At 44.9% G+C, this 19530-nt stretch carries 16 protein-coding genes; 14 read left to right on the forward strand and 2 right to left on the reverse strand.

Annotated features, from left to right (window positions below):
• Window positions 1–181: 181 nt before the first annotated feature.
• From JK188_RS09715 to nuoN, 14 genes are all read left to right on the forward strand, one after another.
• On the forward strand, window positions 182–1090 hold the full coding sequence (locus JK188_RS09715) for a LysR family transcriptional regulator (protein WP_036952731.1): 909 nt from the start codon (window positions 182–184) through the stop codon (window positions 1088–1090).
• A 979-nt stretch (window positions 1091–2069) separates the two neighbouring features.
• Window positions 2070–2513 (forward strand): NADH-quinone oxidoreductase subunit A, encoded by a 444-nt coding sequence (locus JK188_RS09720; RefSeq protein WP_036952734.1) that lies wholly within the window; start codon window positions 2070–2072, stop codon window positions 2511–2513.
• Window positions 2514–2531: 18 nt separating this feature from the next.
• The gene (locus tag JK188_RS09725; RefSeq protein WP_004912254.1) at window positions 2532–3206 is read left to right on the forward strand and encodes a NuoB/complex I 20 kDa subunit family protein; all 675 of its coding nucleotides are present in this window, start codon (window positions 2532–2534) and stop codon (window positions 3204–3206) included.
• A gap of 74 nt (window positions 3207–3280) precedes the next feature.
• Entirely contained in the window at window positions 3281–5083 is a 1803-nt protein-coding gene (gene nuoC, locus JK188_RS09730) for an NADH-quinone oxidoreductase subunit C/D (RefSeq protein WP_181477305.1), read from the forward strand.
• Window positions 5084–5085: 2 nt separating this feature from the next.
• A complete protein-coding gene (gene nuoE, locus JK188_RS09735; RefSeq protein ID WP_230086728.1) occupies window positions 5086–5658 on the forward strand; it encodes an NADH-quinone oxidoreductase subunit NuoE in 573 nt (190 codons plus the stop codon).
• A complete protein-coding gene (gene nuoF, locus JK188_RS09740; protein WP_036952742.1) occupies window positions 5655–7016 on the forward strand; it encodes an NADH-quinone oxidoreductase subunit NuoF in 1362 nt (453 codons plus the stop codon). Before nuoE ends, nuoF begins: the two co-directional genes overlap by 4 nt.
• Before the next feature lie 88 nt (window positions 7017–7104).
• The gene (nuoG, locus tag JK188_RS09745) at window positions 7105–9837 is read left to right on the forward strand and encodes an NADH-quinone oxidoreductase subunit NuoG (protein ID WP_211886055.1); all 2733 of its coding nucleotides are present in this window, start codon (window positions 7105–7107) and stop codon (window positions 9835–9837) included.
• Window positions 9837–10814: an NADH-quinone oxidoreductase subunit NuoH gene (nuoH, locus tag JK188_RS09750; protein WP_036952747.1), complete on the forward strand. Its 978-nt coding sequence runs from the start codon at window positions 9837–9839 to the stop codon at window positions 10812–10814. The genes nuoG and nuoH overlap by 1 nt, the downstream gene beginning before the upstream one ends.
• Before the next feature lie 14 nt (window positions 10815–10828).
• Window positions 10829–11371, forward strand: coding sequence for an NADH-quinone oxidoreductase subunit NuoI (gene nuoI, locus JK188_RS09755; RefSeq protein ID WP_004259834.1), 543 nt, complete (start codon window positions 10829–10831; stop codon window positions 11369–11371).
• 12 nt (window positions 11372–11383) lie between these two features.
• On the forward strand, window positions 11384–11929 hold the full coding sequence (gene nuoJ / locus JK188_RS09760; RefSeq protein ID WP_036952750.1) for an NADH-quinone oxidoreductase subunit J: 546 nt from the start codon (window positions 11384–11386) through the stop codon (window positions 11927–11929).
• A complete protein-coding gene (gene nuoK / locus JK188_RS09765) occupies window positions 11926–12228 on the forward strand; it encodes an NADH-quinone oxidoreductase subunit NuoK (protein ID WP_006660292.1) in 303 nt (100 codons plus the stop codon). The genes nuoJ and nuoK overlap by 4 nt, the downstream gene beginning before the upstream one ends.
• Entirely contained in the window at window positions 12225–14066 is a 1842-nt protein-coding gene (gene nuoL, locus JK188_RS09770) for an NADH-quinone oxidoreductase subunit L (protein ID WP_211886048.1), read from the forward strand. Before nuoK ends, nuoL begins: the two co-directional genes overlap by 4 nt.
• Window positions 14067–14085: 19 nt before the next feature.
• Window positions 14086–15609: an NADH-quinone oxidoreductase subunit M gene (gene nuoM / locus JK188_RS09775; RefSeq protein WP_211886046.1), complete on the forward strand. Its 1524-nt coding sequence runs from the start codon at window positions 14086–14088 to the stop codon at window positions 15607–15609.
• 9 nt (window positions 15610–15618) lie between these two features.
• Complete coding sequence (gene nuoN, locus JK188_RS09780; protein ID WP_036952758.1) at window positions 15619–17130, forward strand: NADH-quinone oxidoreductase subunit NuoN; 1512 nt, start codon at window positions 15619–15621, stop codon at window positions 17128–17130.
• A 79-nt stretch (window positions 17131–17209) separates the two neighbouring features.
• Here the strand turns inward: nuoN and JK188_RS09785 are convergent, their stop codons facing one another.
• Both JK188_RS09785 and JK188_RS09790 read right to left on the reverse strand, forming a co-directional pair.
• A complete protein-coding gene (locus JK188_RS09785) occupies window positions 17210–18220 on the reverse strand; it encodes an alpha-xenorhabdolysin family binary toxin subunit B (protein ID WP_211886044.1) in 1011 nt (336 codons plus the stop codon).
• An 11-nt stretch (window positions 18221–18231) separates the two neighbouring features.
• Window positions 18232–19443, reverse strand: coding sequence for an alpha-xenorhabdolysin family binary toxin subunit A (locus JK188_RS09790; protein ID WP_211886043.1), 1212 nt, complete (start codon window positions 19441–19443; stop codon window positions 18232–18234).
• Between the last annotated feature and the right edge of the window lie 87 nt (window positions 19444–19530).

A 19530-nucleotide genomic window follows, 5' to 3' on the forward strand; every position in this document is an offset into this window, starting at 1 on the left:
GGATAATTGAGCTGTTTAAGTTAATTATCAAATAGATATAGCAATATAGAGTATTGAATACAATAAATGCAGATCTACGGATTAGAAATGCAAAAAGTTGGATTATTTTTAAGACTCGCTGATTCTCACGGAGGAGAGCAGAAACACCAGGTATCATAAAATTATATAAAGAGAATGTACGATGATAAATTCCAATCGTCCCATAATGAACTTAGATCTCGATTTACTACGCACATTTGTCGCAGTGGCTGATCTTAATACTTTTGCCGCTGCTGCTGCCGCAGTATGTCGAACCCAGTCTGCTGTTAGTCAGCAGATGCAACGTTTAGAGCAATTAGTTGGTCGTGAATTATTTGCACGCCACGGGCGTAATAAGTTGTTAACCGCCCACGGTTTGCAATTACTCGGCTATGCGAGACAAATTTTACGCGCTAATGATGATGCCACCGCATCTTTAACTTATAACGATGCAGATGGCGAATTGCGTATCGGGGCATCCGACGATACCGTCGATATCTTATTACCTTTCTTATTAAACCGTATTGCCTCCGTATTTCCACGCATCGCGGTAGAAGTGAGAATTAAACGTGCTCAGTTTATTGAGTCAATGTTAGATAATCATGAAATTGATTTAGCATTAACGACAAGTCGTATTCCTCAGCACCCAAAAACAGCATTAAGAACTGTCCCGATTTTATGGCACAGCGCACCTGATTTTCAGTTACGCCCAAATGAGCCAATCCCATTGGTGGTAATGGATGAAACTAACCCATACCGTAAGTTATGTACTCATGCATTAGATGAAGCGGGCTTACCATGGCATGTGGCTTATGAAGCTGCATCATTACCTGCTGTTCGCGCAGCGGTGAATGCCGAAGTCGGAGTGACTGCACGTCCAATGGAAATGCAAAATGCGGATCTGCGTGTTTTAGGCGAGTCAGATGGCTTACCTCGTTTGCCAGATATTCAGTACTGGCTATATAAAAATGCGGATGAGCAAAAAGATTTCGTGCTCACTGTTTTTAATGCAATTGAAAACAAAAAAATCTCTTATTCTGTCGCTGAACAAGTTGAGAACGGCGCTCAATAAAATAGAGAATTGTCCTTATCGATAAAATAGGATTTTTATCAAAGATAAGTGTCAAATAAATCAAAATATGTTTATCCGGCTGAGTCAGTTAATTCTGGCTCAGCCGTTTTTTTTCCATCGATACCCTTCCTTAAAATCGACCTGACTATTTTACGCATTTATATTGTTATCAAATTGTTTTTAACTGAAATTTACTAACCATACTCATTAAGTGGTTAATAGGGGAAGAAGGGGATTTTGCCAGTACGATATTTTACTTAAAGTTCAGGTGACAAAATAGTGAACAATGTTTCTGCTCAATAGGTGACAAAACACACGAATTAACCACTTATTGAGTATGGATTTACGCGTAAGAGCATGAAATAATTGTGATGTATATGGCATAACATGAAATTCATTAGTTAGTTAACGATTTGTTACGCCGTTAACAAAATTTATTTGCTGAATTGATAAAATAGCTGAGAGTAGTCAGTGGCTTAGTGGGCATGATGAATAAAAATTCGTTATCGCTTATTAAATTAAATTCGGATGTTATGTAAACAAATTGAGTATTTTTTCAATAAATCTGTGCGTTAGATCAAATAAAAAGCACATTTTTTCGTCTGTTAAGACAGGTTTTTCCTGAGATAATAGTGTAGTAAAAGCGAATAATCAGTTAGACTACTTTGCGTGTTTATTTGTGTATAGTAACACTGACACGTTTTAGCAGTTAATGAGTTATTTTTGTTTCACAGATGTTTTTGACGTGTGAATTTTTTGTAATAAATACGGTTATTTTGTCTCATTTGAGCAAAATAAAATGTAGTGAGAGAGGGGCAAACCAAACAGCGGTCGTCAGGCTGATTTTAGTTTGGGGGATCTTTTAGTTTTGAGGTCAATTTTGGTCTTTCTTCTCGATTAACTGGGCAATTGTGGTGCAATACTGCCGTGTTATAAAAAAGAGCAGTTAAGTACCATAAGTAATGAGTAAGCAACGAGTATGTCTACATCAATCCTAGAGTTAGCCCATAACTGGGGCTTTGCTATATTCCTTCTCGGCGCTATTGGTCTTTGCGCTTTCATGTTGACCGCAGGTCATTTCTTGGGTAGCCGCGCCAAAGCCAGAACAAAACACGTTCCCTACGAGTCAGGTATTGACTCTGTCGGTAGTGCTCGTCTTCGTATGTCAGCCAAGTTCTACTTGGTCGCGATGTTTTTCGTGATCTTCGATGTGGAGGCTATGTTCTTATTTGCATGGTCTGTCGCCATCCGCGAAGCGGGATGGGTAGGTTTCATCGAAGCCGCTATTTTTATCTTGGTATTGTTGGCGGGATTATTTTATCTGATCCGCGTTGGTGCACTCGATTGGACTCCAATCCGTTCACGTCGCGCAGTTAAAGGTCCTAGTGAAGTTATTAAAATCAGCAATCGTCATCCGCAGTAAAAAGCGAGGCATTATACAATGGATTATACGCTCACCCGCATAGATCCGAACGGTGAGAACGACCGTTACCCACTGCAAACTCAAGAAATCGTTACTGATCCTCTTGAGCAGCAAGTTGAAAACAGCGTGTATATGGGGAAATTATCCCATGCACTTCATGATGTGGTGAACTGGGGACGTAAAAACTCTCTGTGGCCATACAACTTCGGTCTTTCATGTTGCTATGTAGAAATGGTGACGTCGTTCACGGCTGTTCATGACGTAGCCCGCTTTGGTGCGGAAGTACTGCGTGCTTCTCCTCGTCAAGCCGACTTTATGGTTGTTGCGGGAACTTGTTTTACCAAAATGGCTCCCGTCATCCAGCGCCTTTATGACCAAATGCTTGAACCAAAATGGGTTATCTCCATGGGTTCATGTGCGAACTCCGGTGGGATGTATGACATCTACTCTGTTGTTCAAGGCGTCGATAAATTTATTCCCGTGGATGTGTACATTCCAGGCTGCCCGCCACGCCCTGAAGCCTATATGCAGGCTCTCCTTCTGTTACAAGAATCCATCGGCAAAGAACGTCGCCCACTTTCATGGGTTGTCGGTGATCAGGGTGTTTATCGTGCGAATATGCAGTCAGAAAGAGAAAGAAAACACGGTGAACGTATTGCAGTAACCAACCTGCGTACCCCTGACGAAATTTAAGGCTTTTAGCCATACAGCGTAACAGAGCAATGTTGTTGCGAAATAATAAACCTGATCAAGCGTTATGGTGAAGAATGATGACAGATCAGATAGCGCAAGCGAGTCATAATCAGCCAGAATGGCAGACACAAGATCACATTAATGATCCTGTGCTTCTGGAACTGCGCAACCAATTTGGCCCGGATGCCTTTTCAGTTCAAGCAACCCGCACTGGCATGCCAGTGGTTTGGGTACGCCGTGAACAATTACTGGAAATTGTAGATTTCTTACAGAAGCTACCTAAACCTTATGTGATGTTGTTCGACTTACACGGAGTCGATGAACGCCAGCGTATTCATCGCCAAGGTCTGCCTGAAGCGGACTTTAGTGTGTTCTACCACATCATTTCCATTGACCGAAATCGCGACATCATGTTGAAAGTGGCTCTTAACGAGAAAGACTTAAACGTGCCATCAGTGGTTTCTTTATTCCCAAATGCCAACTGGTATGAGCGTGAAGTGTGGGACATGTTCGGGATCACCTTCCAAGGTCACCCGAATTTACGTCGCCTGCTGATGTCTCCAAGCTGGGAAGGTCACCCGCTGCGCAAAGATTACCCTGCGCGTGCCACGGAATTTGATCCATTTGTTCTGACTAAGCAAAAGCAAGATCTGGAAATGGAAGCATTGACTTTCAAACCAGAAGAGTGGGGCTTAGATCGCGGAAATGAAAACGAAGATTTCATGTTCCTGAACTTGGGTCCAAACCACCCATCTTCTCACGGTGCATTCCGTATCGTGCTGCAATTGGATGGTGAAGAGATTGTTAACTGCGTTCCCGATATCGGCTACCACCACCGTGGTGCAGAAAAAATGGGTGAGCGTCAGTCATGGCATAGCTACATCCCTTATACCGACCGTATCGAATACCTCGGCGGTTGTGTGAATGAAATGCCATATATCCTAGCGGTTGAAAAACTGGCAGGTATCGAAGTACCGGATCGCGTAAAAACTATCCGCGTCATGATGTCTGAACTGTTCCGTATCAACAGTCACCTGCTGTATATCAGTACCTATATTCAAGACGTTGGTGCGATGACGCCGGTGTTCTTTGCGTTTACTGATAGACAAAAAGTGTACAACGTCATTGAAGCAATCACTGGTTTCCGTATGCACCCAGCATGGTTCCGCATCGGTGGGGTTGCTCACGATTTACCGCGTGGCTGGGATAAATTACTGCGCGAATTATTAGACTGGTTACCGAAACGTCTAGAATCCTATGTGACTTCTGCGCTGAAAAACTCCATTTTGAAAGGCCGTTCTATTGGTGTGGCATCTTATACCAAGGAAGAGGCATTAGCGTGGGGCGTGACAGGTGCAGGCTTGCGTGCAACGGGTGTGGACTTTGACGTACGTAAAGCACGTCCTTATTCAGGTTATGAAAACTTTGAATTCGACATTCCAATCGCCCATAACGGTGACTGCTATGACCGCGTAATGATCAAAGTGGAAGAGATGCGTCAAAGTATCCGTATTCTTGAGCAATGTCTGAAGAATATGCCAGAAGGTCCATTTAAAGCTGACCATCCACTGACAACGCCGCCGCCGAAAGAGCGCACATTGCAGCATATCGAAACCCTGATCAACCACTTCTTACAAGTGTCTTGGGGTCCGGTTATGCCAGCTAACGAATCATTCCAGATGGTTGAAGCAACCAAAGGGATCAACAGCTACTACCTGACCAGTGACGGCAGCACCATGAGCTACCGTACACGTATTCGTACTCCGAGTTATGCGCACTTGCAGCAAATTCCGGCGACAATCAGAGGTAGCTTGGTTTCTGACTTAATTGTCTATCTGGGTAGTATCGATTTTGTAATGTCGGATGTGGATCGCTAACCATGCATAATGAACAAGATAAACAAGGCCAATGTGGCACTGGCCAATGCGGCTGTAACAGCCAGTCTGACGTGGTGAATACCTTCGAACCGCAAGTCAATCACGGTTTTGTTTTAACCGAGCATGAGCGTGCGGAAATTGAAGGTGAAAAACACCACTACGAAGATGCACGCGCGGCGTCAATTGAAGCGCTTAAAATTGTGCAAAAAAATCGTGGCTGGGTCGAAGATGGTGCAATTCACGCTATCGCAGAGGTTTTAGGCATTCCTGCGAGTGACGTAGAAGGCGTGGCAACATTCTATAGCCAAATTTTCCGCCAACCAGTGGGTCGCCACATTATTCGTTATTGCGACAGCGTTGTTTGCCATATTACGGGCTACCAAGGCTTAGAAGCTGAAATTATTAAACAGCTGAGTATTCGCCCAGGTCAAACCACCGCTGATGGTCGCTTTACGCTGCTGCCAACCTGTTGCTTAGGTAACTGTGACAAGGGTCCAACGATGATGATCGATGACGATACCCACAGTCATGTGCAGCCTGAAAATATTCAAAAGCTACTGGAGCAGTATCCATGACAAACTTCTCCGCAAACCCTGTGATCCGTACTGCGGAAACTCATCCATTAACTTGGCGCCTACGCGATGACGCGCAGCCAGTCTGGTTAGATGAGTATCGCAGCAAAAACGGATACAAAGGTGTCGAACGTGCCCTCAAAGGCATGGCTCCTGATGAAGTGGTTAACCTTGTCAAAGACGCCGGACTGAAAGGTCGTGGTGGTGCAGGGTTCTCGACGGGTCTGAAGTGGAGCTTAATGCCGAAAGACGAAAACATGAAACTGCGTTACTTCTTATGTAATGCGGATGAAATGGAGCCGGGCACTTATAAAGACCGTTTATTGATGGAACAACTACCTCACTTATTAGTGGAAGGGATGATCATCGGCGCTTATGCATTAAAAGCCTACCGTGGTTATATCTTCTTACGTGGTGAATATGTTGAAGCGGCGAAACATTTACGTCGCGCCATCGAAGAAGCCAAAGCAGCGGGTCTCTTAGGTAAAAACATTCTCGGTTCGGGCTTTGATTTTGAGCTATTCGTGCATACCGGTGCAGGTCGTTATATCTGCGGTGAAGAAACCGCACTGATTAACTCCCTTGAAGGCCGTCGTGCAAACCCACGCTCTAAACCACCATTCCCTGCAAGTTCAGGTGCATGGGGTAAACCGACCTGCGTTAATAACGTTGAAACTATCTGTAACGTGCCTGCAATTCTAGAGCACGGTGACCAGTGGTATATCGATTTAAGCGCGGGCAAAAGTAAAGACGCGGGTACTAAGCTGATGGGCTTCTCTGGACGCGTGAAAAATCCGGGTCTGTGGGAACTGCCATTTGGTACAACGGCGCGCGAAGTCTTAGAAGACTACGCGGGCGGTATGCGTGATGGATTAAAACTCAAAGCATGGCAACCGGGTGGTGCAGGAACTGACTTCCTGACCAACGATCACCTCGATTTACCGATGGATTTCGAAAACATTGCAAAAGCAGGCAGCCGTTTAGGTACAGCGCTAGCGATGGCAGTCGATAACGAAATCAACATGGTTTCTTTAGTACGTAACTTAGAAACCTTCTTCGCGCGTGAATCCTGTGGTTGGTGTACACCGTGCCGTGATGGTCTGCCTTGGAGCGTAAAAATTCTACAGGCATTAGAAAAAGGTGAAGGTCAAGAAGGGGATATCGAAACTCTTGAACAACTTTGCCGTTTCTTAGGACCCGGCAAAACCTTCTGTGCACACGCACCGGGTGCGGTTGAGCCATTACAAAGCGCCATCAAATATTTCCGTGGAGAGTTCGAAGCGGGTATCTCGAAAAAAGATCTGCGCAACATCGTGCAGATTGCCGGGATCCAGCCAAACCTGCTCAAGCAGCGTTGGTAAGCATTTAGCGATTGAGCAACCGCTAAACGAATTTTTGACGAAGAACGTATTTATGTTTAACGCCTGCTAAAGCGGGCCTTTGGGAAGCATGCTGACTATGGCTACGATATATGTAGACGGCAAAGAATATGACGTAAACGGGTCTGAAAACCTGTTGCAAGCCTGCTTATCGTTGGGGCTAGATATTCCTTATTTTTGCTGGCATCCGGCGCTGGGAAGCGTTGGCGCTTGCCGCCAGTGTGCGGTGAAGCAGTATCAAAACGCGGATGACACTCGTGGTCGCCTCGTGATGTCTTGTATGACACCGGCAACGGAAGGCACTTACATCTCAATCGATGATGAAGAAGCCAAACAATTCCGTGAAAGTGTTGTTGAATGGCTGATGACCAACCACCCACACGACTGCCCAGTCTGTGAGGAAGGCGGTAACTGCCACTTACAAGATATGACGGTGATGACCGGTCATACCATGCGTAAGTATCGTTTTACAAAACGCACGCACGTAAACCAAGATCTCGGTCCATTCATTAGTCATGAAATGAACCGTTGTATCGCGTGTTACCGTTGCGTTCGTTACTACAAAGATTATGCCGATGGCACCGACTTAGGTGTGTATGGCGCGCATAACTATGTCTATTTTGGTCGTACTGAAGACGGCACACTGGAAAGTGAATTTTCCGGTAACCTCGTTGAAGTGTGTCCAACAGGGGTATTCACCGACAAAACGCACTCAGAACGCTATAACCGTAAATGGGATATGCAATTTGCACCGGGTATCTGCCAACAGTGCAGCATCGGTTGTAACACTAGCCCAGGTGAGCGTTACGGTGAACTGCGCCGTATTGAAAACCGCTATAACGGTTCTGTAAACCATTACTTCCTGTGTGACCGTGGTCGTTTCGGTTATGGTTACGTAAACCGTAAAGACCGTCCTCGCCAAGCGCTGTTGACCAAAGATGGCGTCCAGCAGGTGGTTTCGGCGATTGAAGCAATGCAAAGCGGTGCGCAGATCATCAATCAAGCGAAGAAAGTGATTGGTATCGGTTCTCCACGTGCTAGCGTTGAAAGTAACTACGCACTGCGTGCTTTAGTGGGTGCTGAAAACTTCTACTCTGGTATTTCTAAGGATGAACAACGTCGCTTAACGCTGATGCAAAACATCCTGCAAAACGGCGGTGTTTACACCCCTACATTGCGTGAAATCGAAGGCTACGATGCGGTATTAGTTCTGGGTGAAGATTTAACTCAGACGGGCGCCCGTATGGCCTTATCTGTTCGCCAAGCGGTGAAAGGTAAAGCCCGTGAAATGGCAGCAGCACAGAAAGTCGCTGACTGGCAAATCGCGGCGATTCAAAACATTGGTCAACACGCTAAGTATCCACTGTTTATCACTAACGTGGATGACACGCGTTTAGATGACGTTGCGGCTTACAACTACCGTGCGCCAGTGGCTGACCAAGCGCGTTTCGGTTTTGCGATTGCTAACCTGATCAACGGTGACGCACCAGCAGTAAATGATTTACCAGCTGATGTGAAAGCGAAAGTAGAAACCGTAGCTCAAGCCTTAGCGGGTGCGAAAAAACCGCTGATTATCAGTGGTAGCCATAGCGCTAGCGATGCGGTGATCGAAGCCGCAGCTAACGTGGCATTTGCGCTGAAAGCGAAGGGTGCGAACGTCGGTCTGTCTTATGTCGCGTCTCATGCCAACAGCTTTGGTCTTGCGATGATGAACGCATTGCCATTAGAAAATGCGTTCTCACGCATTGAAGCTAATGAAGCGGATGTGGCTATCGTGATGGAAAATGACCTTTACCGTCATAGCACTGTGGATGCCGTCAATAGCGCATTAGCGAAATTGAAGCACCTGATCGTGGCAGACCACCAGCACACAGACATCATGGATAAAGCGACATTAGTCCTGCCAGCGGCAAGTTTTGCTGAAGCAGACGGTACGCTTATCAACCAAGAAGGTCGTGCTCAACGCTTCTTCCAAGTCTTTGACCCAACTTACTACGATAACAGCATCGTGATGAACGAAAGCTGGCGCTGGATGCATTCACTGCAAACTGAAGCGCAGCAGCGTGATGCAGATTGGTCGCAATTAGATCACGTTATCGAAGAGTGTGTGGCTGCACTGCCGCAATTTGCGGGTATTAGAGATACAGCTCCGAAAGCCTCTTTCCGTATTCGTGGACAGAAACTGGCGCGTGAACCGCATCGTTACAGCGGTCGTACGGCAATGCTGGCAGACAAATCGGTTCATGAACCGCGTCAACCGCAAGATATCGATTCACCATTTGCGTTCTCAATGGAAGGGAATAACCAACCGAAAGCGCCACGCCAGCAAATTCCATTTGCATGGGCACCGGGCTGGAACTCACCACAAGCATGGAACAAATTCCAAGCAGAGGTGGGCGGACACTTACTGTTTGGTGATCCGGGTGTGCGTTTATTCAATTCGACAGAAAGCAAATTGGCGTACTTCACTGAGGTTCCGGCGGCTTACCAAAGCGGCGAAGCACAGTGGGTTGTGGCACCTTACTATCATCTATTTGGTAGTGATGAAACTTCACAACGTTCTGATGTGATCCAGCAACGTATGCCAGAGCCTTATATCATGTTGAACGCGCAAGATGCGGCGACACTCGGTCTAAATGCTGGCGTGAAAGCTGAATTTAGTCATGCAGGTCAAACCTTTAATCTGCCAGTGCGCATTAGTCAGCACCTTGCTGTGGGTCAAATTGGTTTACCACTGGGTATGCCGGGAATTGCTCCGGTAATGGCGGGCGTGTCAGTGAATAATCTGCGGAGGGGCGCATGATGGATTGGATTTCTCCTGCGGTGATGGAAGTCCTGATTTCCATCCTTAAATCGGTTGTTATCTTGCTGGTTGTTGTGACCTGCGGGGCATACATGAGTCTCGGCGAACGCCGTATTCTCGGTCTATTCCAGAACCGTTACGGTCCTAACCGTGTGGGTCCATTTGGAATGGGACAACTGATTGCCGACATGTTCAAAATGCTGTTTAAAGAGGACTGGATCCCAGAGTTCGCGGACAAGAAAATCTTTACGCTTGCGCCGGTTATCGCATTTTGTTCTCTGTTCTTAGCGTTTGCCATTGTGCCAGTCAGCCCGACTTGGCACGTCGCTGACCTGAACATCGGGATCTTATTCTTCCTGATGATGGCAGGTCTGGCAGTGTACGCGGTACTGTTCGCCGGTTGGTCAAGTAACAACAAATACTCCTTATTGGGTGCGATGCGTGCATCGGCTCAAACGGTGAGTTATGAAGTGTTCTTAGGCTTGTCACTGATGGGTGTGGTCGCGCAAGCGGGTTCATTCAACTTAATCGACATCGTGAATTCCCAAGAGGGTATGTGGAACGTGATCCCACAATTCTTTGGTTTCATCACGTTTGCGATTGCGGGTGTCGCGGTATGTCACCGTCATCCATTTGACCAGCCAGAAGCGGAACAAGAGATTGCCGACGGTTACCATGTGGAATATTCCGGTATGAAATTCGGTCTGTTCTTTGTGGGCGAATATATCGGTATCGTGACTGTGTCCGCGCTGATTGTAACGCTGTTCTTTGGTGGTTGGCATGGTCCATTCCTGCCTGCTTTCCTGTGGTTTGCGATTAAAACAGCCTTCTTCATGATGATGTTCATCTTGATCCGTGCTTCATTACCGCGTCCACGTTATGACCAAGTAATGTCCTTCGGCTGGAAAATTTGTCTGCCACTGACACTGCTTAACCTGCTGGGTACCGCAGCAGTGATTTTATACAACGCTCAGTAAGGGGTGATTGAACCATGACATTAAAAGAGTTATTGGTCGGTTTCGCCACCCAAGTACGCAGTATTTGGATGGTGGGTCTACATGCGTTCGATAAACGGGAAACGCAAATGTACCCAGAAGAGCCGGTTTATCTGCCACCCCGTTACCGTGGGCGCATCGTGCTAACGCGCGATCCTGATGGTGAAGAGCGTTGTGTTGCGTGTAACTTGTGTGCGGTTGCTTGCCCAGTGGGGTGTATCTCACTGCAAAAAGCTGAGCACGAAGATGGACGCTGGTATCCCGAATTTTTCCGCGTGAACTTCTCTCGCTGCATTTTCTGTGGTCTGTGTGAAGAGGCTTGCCCAACCACGGCAATCCAATTGACGCCAGATTTCGAAATGGCAGATTGGCGTCGTCAGGACTTGGTTTATGAGAAAAACGACCTGTTGATTTCAGGACCGGGCAAATATCCTGATTATAACTTTTACCGTAAATCAGGTATGGCGATCGCAGGTAAAGATAAAGGCGAAGCGGATAACGAAGCGAAACCTATCAACGTCAAAGACCTGTTGCCGTAAGGAGCGATATTCATGGAATTTACATTTTATATCGCCGGTCTAGTTGCTGTTTTAGCAACTTTGAGGGTGATTACTAATACCAATCCAGTGCATGCGCTACTGTATCTGGTGGTTTCTCTATTGGCACTTTCAATGGTGTTCTTCTCGCTCGGTGCGTATTTTGCCGGAGCATTGGAGATTATCGTTTACGCTGGCGCCATTATGGTTCTGTTTGTTTTCGTGGTGATGATGTTGAACTTAGGTCGCTCAGTACAAGAACAAGAGCGTGCTTGGTTAACACCGAAAACGTGGATTGGTCCCGCAGTGCTATCTGCCGTTTTACTGGGCATTTTAGTGTATGGGATCACCAGCCTTTCTCACCAAGAAAAAACGGAAGGTGTGATTATCACAGCGAAAGAAGTGGGTATCAGCTTGTTTGGTCCTTACGTCTTAGCTGTTGAATTAGCATCGTTATTATTACTCGCGGGTCTGGTTGTTGCCTTCCATGTGGGTCGTGACCGTTCAGAAAACAGCGCTGATCTTGTCAGCAACAGCCGTAATGCGGGGGAGAAACAATGATACCTCTTCAACATGGTCTGATTTTAGCGGCAATTATCTTTGTAATGGGACTGAGCTGTCTTGTTATTCGCCGTAACCTGCTTTTCATGCTGATCGGACTGGAAATCATGGTGAACGCAACGGCATTAGCCTTTGTGGTCGCGGGCAGTTTTTGGGGGCAACCAGATGGCCAGATTATGTATATTCTGGCAATCACTCTGGCGGCAGCGGAGGCGAGTATTGGATTGGCGTTGTTACTGCAACTCCATCGTCATCGTCAAAACCTGAACATTGATAAAGTCAGTGAGATGCGCGAATGAACTTACTCTATTTAACGATTCTGTTCCCGCTGTTAGGGTCTGTGCTTCTCGCATTTTCCCGCGGTCGTTGGTCAGAAAATGTATCCGCGATTATCGGTGCAGGCTCAGTGGGTCTGGCCGCTCTAGTTGCATTTTATGCAGGCTCTGAGTTTTTAACTCATGAAGCTGGGTATGTTTATCCACAAATGTTATGGACTTGGATGTCCGTGGGTAATTTCACCATTCCATTTAGCCTGTCCCTTGATGGTCTATCACTAACCATGTTAGGTGTGGTAACGGGTGTGGGCTTCCTTATTCATGTGTATGCCTCTTGGTATATGCGTGGCGAGGAAGGTTACTCACGTTTCTTCACTTACACTAACCTGTTTATCGCGAGCATGGTGGTATTAGTGCTGGCTGATAACATGATGCTGATGTATCTCGGTTGGGAAGGGGTAGGGCTGTGCAGTTATCTGTTGATTGGTTTCTATTACACCAACCCAGAGAACGGCAAAGCGGCAATGAAAGCCTTCTTCGTAACCCGTATCGGTGACGTGTTCTTGGCTATCGGCATGTTTATCCTGTACAACGAATTGGGTACCTTAAACTTCAGCGAAATGGCACAACGTGCGACTCAGTTGTCTCCAGAAGGCTTATCGATGCTGAACTGGGCAACGCTGATGTTATTAGGTGGTGCGGTAGGTAAATCAGCTCAGCTGCCATTACAAACATGGTTAGCCGATGCGATGGCGGGTCCAACGCCAGTATCTGCACTGATCCACGCCGCAACCATGGTTACTGCGGGTGTGTACTTAATCGCGCGTACTCATGGTCTGTTCCTATTAACCCCAGACATTCTGCACTTAGTGGGTGTTGTGGGTGCGGTAACATTGCTGTTTGCAGGTTTCGCAGCACTGGTTCAAACGGATATCAAACGTGTTCTTGCTTACTCGACTATGAGCCAGATTGGTTACATGTTCTTGGCTCTGGGCGTACAAGCATGGGATGCGGCAATTTTCCACTTAATGACGCACGCCTTCTTCAAAGCGTTACTGTTCCTGTCCGCAGGTTCGGTGATCATCGCGTGTCATCACGAGCAAAACATCTTCAAAATGGGTGGGCTGCGTAAGCAAATTCCATTCGTTTATATTGTGATGTTAATCGGTGGTAGTGCATTGGCCGCGTTGCCTCTGTTTACTTCTGGCTTCTACAGTAAAGATGCCATCTTGTGGGGCGCGAAAGTGGATGGGCAAACTGTGCTGTTATGGGCGGGTATCATCGGTGCATTAATGACCGCAATTTACACCTTCCGTATGATTTTCATCGTCTTCCACGGTGAAGCAAAAATCAAAGCGCATAAAGTTAAAGGCATCACTCACACTGTACCACTGGCTATTTTGGCAATCCTTGCAACCTTCGTGGGTGCGATGATCCACCAGCCATTAGAGGGCGTATTCCCTGCAAAACCTATGGAAGCTGAAGACGGTAAACTGTTTATCGAAGCTATCTCGGGTGGGTTTGCTATCGCAGGTCTGTTGATTGCGACGTTCCTCTATCTGTTTAGACGTTCTATCGTTGATGCGATTGCGAAAACAGCAATTGGTCGTTTCTTCTCAACGTGGTGGTACCACGCATGGGGCTTCGACTGGTTGTATGATGTAATTTTTGTAAAACCTTTCAAAGGAATTGCATGGTTACTCGAAAGCGATCCGATTAACTCACTGATGAATATCCCTGCACATCTTTCACGTTGGGCAAACAAAGGGCTAGCAGTGAGTGAAAACGGTCAGATCCGTTGGTATGTTGCCTCTCTGGGGCTGGGTGCAGTGCTGATTCTTGCTCTGCTGCTTTTGGTTTAATTAAGGGACACATTGCGCCATGCAATTATATTGGCTAATACTTATTCCCTTTATCGGTGGCCTGCTAAGCTGGCAGGCAGACCGATTCAGTCACCGCGCACCTCGTTGGGTTGCGCTGGGGACAATGGGGATCACGCTTATCCTTGCGGTACTATTTTGGGCCCAAGGGGATTATTCGCTGGTTAACCCGCAAGGTATTCCAGAGTGGCAAAATACATACTCAACGGAATGGATCCCTGCGCTAGGTATCAATTTCTCGTTAGCGGTTGATGGATTATCGCTGTTGATGGTGGTGTTAACCGCCATCATGGGCGCGTTTTCAATCCTCAGTTCGTGGAGCGAGCAGCAAGAGAACCAAGGTGCTTATCACTTTAACCTGCTATGGATTATTGCAGGTGTGATGGGGATCTTTACGGCAGTTGACCTTTTCTTATTCTTCTTCTTCTGGGAGATGATGTTGATCCCGATGTACTTCCTGATTGCGAATTGGGGACACAAAGGGTCAGGTAACCGCCAGCATGTTAAGGCAGCGACAAAATTCTTTATCTATACGCAAGTCAGCGGTTTGATCATGCTGGTGGCGATTATCGGCTTAGTTATCCTTCACTGGATTGCGTTCAATGAGCTGACATTCGACTATAACGCGTTGCTAGGTACTGAAAGTGCGTTGTCAGGTACGGCGAGCTTCTTGTTGATGCTGGGCTTCTTTATTGCTTTCGCAGTAAAAATGCCATTAGTGCCATTCCATGGGTGGATGGCAGATACCCAAGAACAGTCGCCAACGGCGGGTTCTGTCGATATCTCCGGTATCATGCTGAAAACAGCCGCATACGGTTTGTTACGTTTTGTACTGCCATTGTTCCCTGAAGCTTCACTGCAATTTACACCAGTGGCAATGACGCTGGGTGTGATCAGTATCTTCTACGGTGCATGGTTAGCATTCAAACAGACGGATATTAAACGTTTAGCGGCGTACAGTAGCTTATCCCATATGGGCTTTGTTACCGTGGCTATCTACGCAGCATCGACACTGGCCTATCAAGGTGCTGTGGTGCAAATGATCACCAACGGTCTGTCGGGTGCGGCGCTGATTATTATCAGTGGTCAGCTGTACGAACGTACTCAGACTCGTGATATGCGCATGATGGGTGGATTATGGAAGCGCATCAAATGGTTACCGGGTTTATCCCTGTTCTTTGCCGCAGCAACCTTAGGTATGCCGGGCACAGGTAACTTTATCGGCGAATTCATGATCTTCTTCGGTAGCTTCAGCCAATTCACATTAGTGACCTGCATTATGGTGTTTGGTGTGGTGTTTGCCTCTATCTATGCACTATGGATGATGCAGCAGACTTACTACGGAACGCCGAAATCAGAGACTGAACTGAAAGGGCTAACGGCTCGCGAGTTTGGTGTTTTACTGGTTCTGGCGGCTTTATTGGTTATCATTGGTTTCTACCCGCAACCTATCTTAGATACGTCTGCGGGTTCGATGGAAACACTGCATAACCTGTATTCTGCTTCACTTTCAACACAAGGGTAGTAATTCGCCATGACAATAACAACTTTAGAATTGTTAGCAATGCTGCCGTTAATCCTTTCTGGATTGACCGCAGTGATTGTGATGCTGTCAATTGCGTGGCGGCGAGATCATTTAACCAGTGCCGGAATAACGGTTGTTGGCTTTCTCCTGACATTTGTTTCACTGATTTGGGTTAACGGCTATGCCATTCCTACATCAGTGGGCGAAGAAGCATTACTGCCAAGAGCAGTGACTTCATTGCTGTTAGTTGATGGTTTTGCACTGTTCTACTCAGGACTGGTTCTGATCGCAGGTATGGGTACCGCTATTTTTGCTTATCATTGGCTAGAAGGCTTTAATGATAACAAAGAAGAGTTTTACCTCTTATTGAGCATTGCGGTGACGGGTGGTGTTCTGCTGGGAATGTCGAACCATATGGCTTCGATGTTCATCGGTATTGAATTGATCTCTATTCCACTATTTGGTCTGGTGGCTTATACCTTTGAACGTAGCCGTACTTTAGAAGCGGGTATCAAGTATATGGTGTTATCCGCAGCAGCGTCGTCATTCCTGCTGTTTGGTATCGCTTTATTATACGCAGAATCAGGTAGCTTAAGCTTCAGCGTCGTCGGTCAAAGTTTAGCGAATAGCAGCATTCACGCGCCACTGATTTTAGTTGGTTTAGGTATGATGATTGTGGGCTTCGGCTTTAAATTATCGTTGTTCCCATTCCAACTATGGACGCCAGACGTTTATCAAGGTGCGCCTGCGCCAGTTGCCGCTTTCTTAGCAACGGGCAGTAAAATCGCTATCTTTGCGGTGTTGGTTCGTATCTTCTTAGAAGCACCGATTACGCATGTTGATGGCATCGCACAAACAGATACATTATTAGCGGTTGTTGGTGTGATTGCGATTGCGTCAATCTTGTTTGGTAACTTACTGGCATTGACTCAGAAGAGTGCGAAGCGTCTGCTTGGTTACTCATCTATCGCTCATATGGGTTACTTACTGGTTACATTGGTGGCAATGCGTGTTGATGCCCAATTGGCACAAGTCACCATTGCTATCTACCTGGTGAGCTATTTGTTAGCGAGCTTGGGTGCGTTTGGTGTGGTTAGCGTGATTTCGAGCCCATACCGTGGTGATGACCAAGATGATTTCAGTGCATTCCGCGGCTTATTCTGGCACAAGCCAGTCTTGGCGATGGTGATGACGGTGATGATGTTATCTCTAGCGGGTATTCCTATTACGCTTGGGTTCATTGGTAAGTTCTATGCCATCCTTTCGGCCGTATATGCACAATTGTGGTGGCTGACAGGGGCTGTGGTGGTAGGTAGTGCACTTGGATTATTCTACTACTTGCGCTTTATGGCGAGCTTATATAGCCGTGATGCAGAACATGCAGACCGTTATACTGGTCCAGAAAAAATGACGTTGGGAACTGTGTTTGCGGCGCTCTGTGCGATAGCGGTTATCGTGTTTGGTCTGTGGCCACAACCGATTATTGATATTGCAACATCAACACTGCCAGCACTTAGCTAAGTTTTAGTAAACAGCTAGGTTTTAGTAAACAAGTCAGTTCTGATAAAATCCCCGTTACCTAACAGTAACGGGGATTTTTTTAATCCGGTAATTGTCGTTGATATTGGTATTCAATATCGTTCAAATAGGTCATTAGCATTTGGCTAACGGTTTTAATTTGGTCGAAATTCAAACACTCCTCTGAGACTCTTTCACTCATAAAACCGCACCAAGATTCCCAATAGGATTTTAAAGCGCCAGCTTGAGTGATAATGGTCTGTTTGTGGGCTTCTATTTGATTGATGTCATTGGCATAGCTCATAAGCTGTGAGATTCGAAATATATTATTATCTATCGTATTTATTTCTTCACGAGCCTCAATAATTTGGTCACTGATATAGATTCTTACATCAACAAGTTGACTAAATTCGAGACCATCGTCCACCATCGTTAATAAGTTACGAATATAACTAATAGCTGCTTTCAGAATGTCTTTTTTATTGGGCTGGATATCAATAGAATCGATAAGCTCTTTCCCTTGAAAATATCGGTCAAAGAAATCTGTAATTTTATGTTTTAATATAATATCTTCCGCCGCAAGGATCACAGAGAGATTGTTATTTAATTCATTAACCTTAGATTGCTTACTATTTTTAGAGTTGACGAGAAACTCTTTTTGCTTGGCATATTGCGAATGCTTTAGTTTGTTAGGTTCATTTAAATGAAAAACCAATAATGATTCTAATGTATAGCGTGTTTTTGAAATAAGCTTTTCAAGTTCGAATTTGACATCCATTAAGTCATCAACAAAGCCTGTCATCGCAATTTTTCGGCGAATATCGGATAGCTCATCATCATTATTTTCATATGCCAGTAATGCATAATCATCATTTTTAATAATATAGTTCAATTTGATTTTCAGAATGGGAACAGAGTTTCTAATCAGTTCATTGAGCCTTTCAATCTTAATTGCGATTTTTTGAATTCGACCATAAATAATATAATCATAGTTAAGAATGTTTTTATTAAAAGAGCTAATACTATTTGAAATACACCTTAATTGGTAGATATCAATGGAGGGTAACATAGGTAAATCGAGGTTATCATGCATATTAACGCCTTTTATTGTGAGTTTTTTTCATTGATTTGTAGCTCATCAAATAGCTTAATCAAATGAACTGAATAATCTTGAATAGAAGTCCAAGATGTGATGATACGTTTGAATTGCGTGATAAACCGGATCAGTTTTTCTGCATTGTTTATCCTTGCAAATATATCAATAGATTGTTTAATCTCTGTGAGGATGACGAGCCACATATAATCTAAGTGGTCAATAGCGAGACGTGCATCTTTAAATAAGCCTTCAATTTTATGCAAATTAATTTGAATATCAAAGATAGTTTGCTGTAGTAGCTCTTCTTGATGTAATTTATGATTTATTTCTTCGATTTCTTTAATTAATTTATTTTTTCTATCACGGATATTTTCTGCTTTTACACCAAAAATACTGCCTGTAATCACTAAGCCAATAATGCCCCCGGCAAGACCTGTAAAGCAAAGCTTAACATAGTGGCTATACTCCTGCTCTAATTGGTATAGTTCGTTTTTCTTAAAGGTGATAAGTTCTTTATAAAATGACTCGTTATTGCTGGGATCCTCGTTAGATTCTAATTGTTGATATAGTCCTTTTATTGTGAAGAGTAATGAATCTACATGGGTGTAGTCTGAAAGATATCCACCGGTAATATGAGCACGAAAATCTGAGACTGTATTTTTAATTTGAATGGTTTTAATCGATTGCTGTTTTATATCTCCTTTAATTAATTGCAAAATGCTTAACAGTTCAGTGGCAATTTGTTGATCATCGTTTTGATAGGTAATTTGGTTTAAATCGCTTTCAGATAAATCCTCTAAGCTGTCTGATATTTTTTGAATAATCGGCATGTGATTAATATATTCAAGAATTTGATCACCAGTTTGTATGATGTTACGACTTGTTAATGACAAATCAATGGATTGCTCTTTCACTTTGAGTTCAACGTTATCCCAGGTGTTAGCGTGTTTACGAATACTCAAAATCGCCTCAGTTAATTCACTAGCAGGCAGTAATGAATCATTTTCATCATTAATGCCGAACCATTTTAAAATATCAATTTCTTTGACAGGAAGGGTTAACGCAAACTGGACGTGTCGGTGAATATTAATTAAATCTTCGAGGGTGAATATACCTGCTGATCTTGCGGATAAGGAGTCTTGATTGGTTAACAATGCCAATGTTGCATCGCCAATGTTTTCCTTTTCAATAATTCTGTCATAGTTAGACTGAGTATTCATTCTGGATTTCCAATTAATTAAATAAAGATGGAGTGATAAAGTTAGAGAGCTAATTATCTTGTTGCCTTGATGATTAATGTATTGTTT

Origin of the sequence: Providencia sp. JGM181, assembly GCF_018257375.1 — a bacterium.
Lineage (GTDB): Bacteria > Pseudomonadota > Gammaproteobacteria > Enterobacterales > Enterobacteriaceae > Providencia > Providencia lanzhouensis.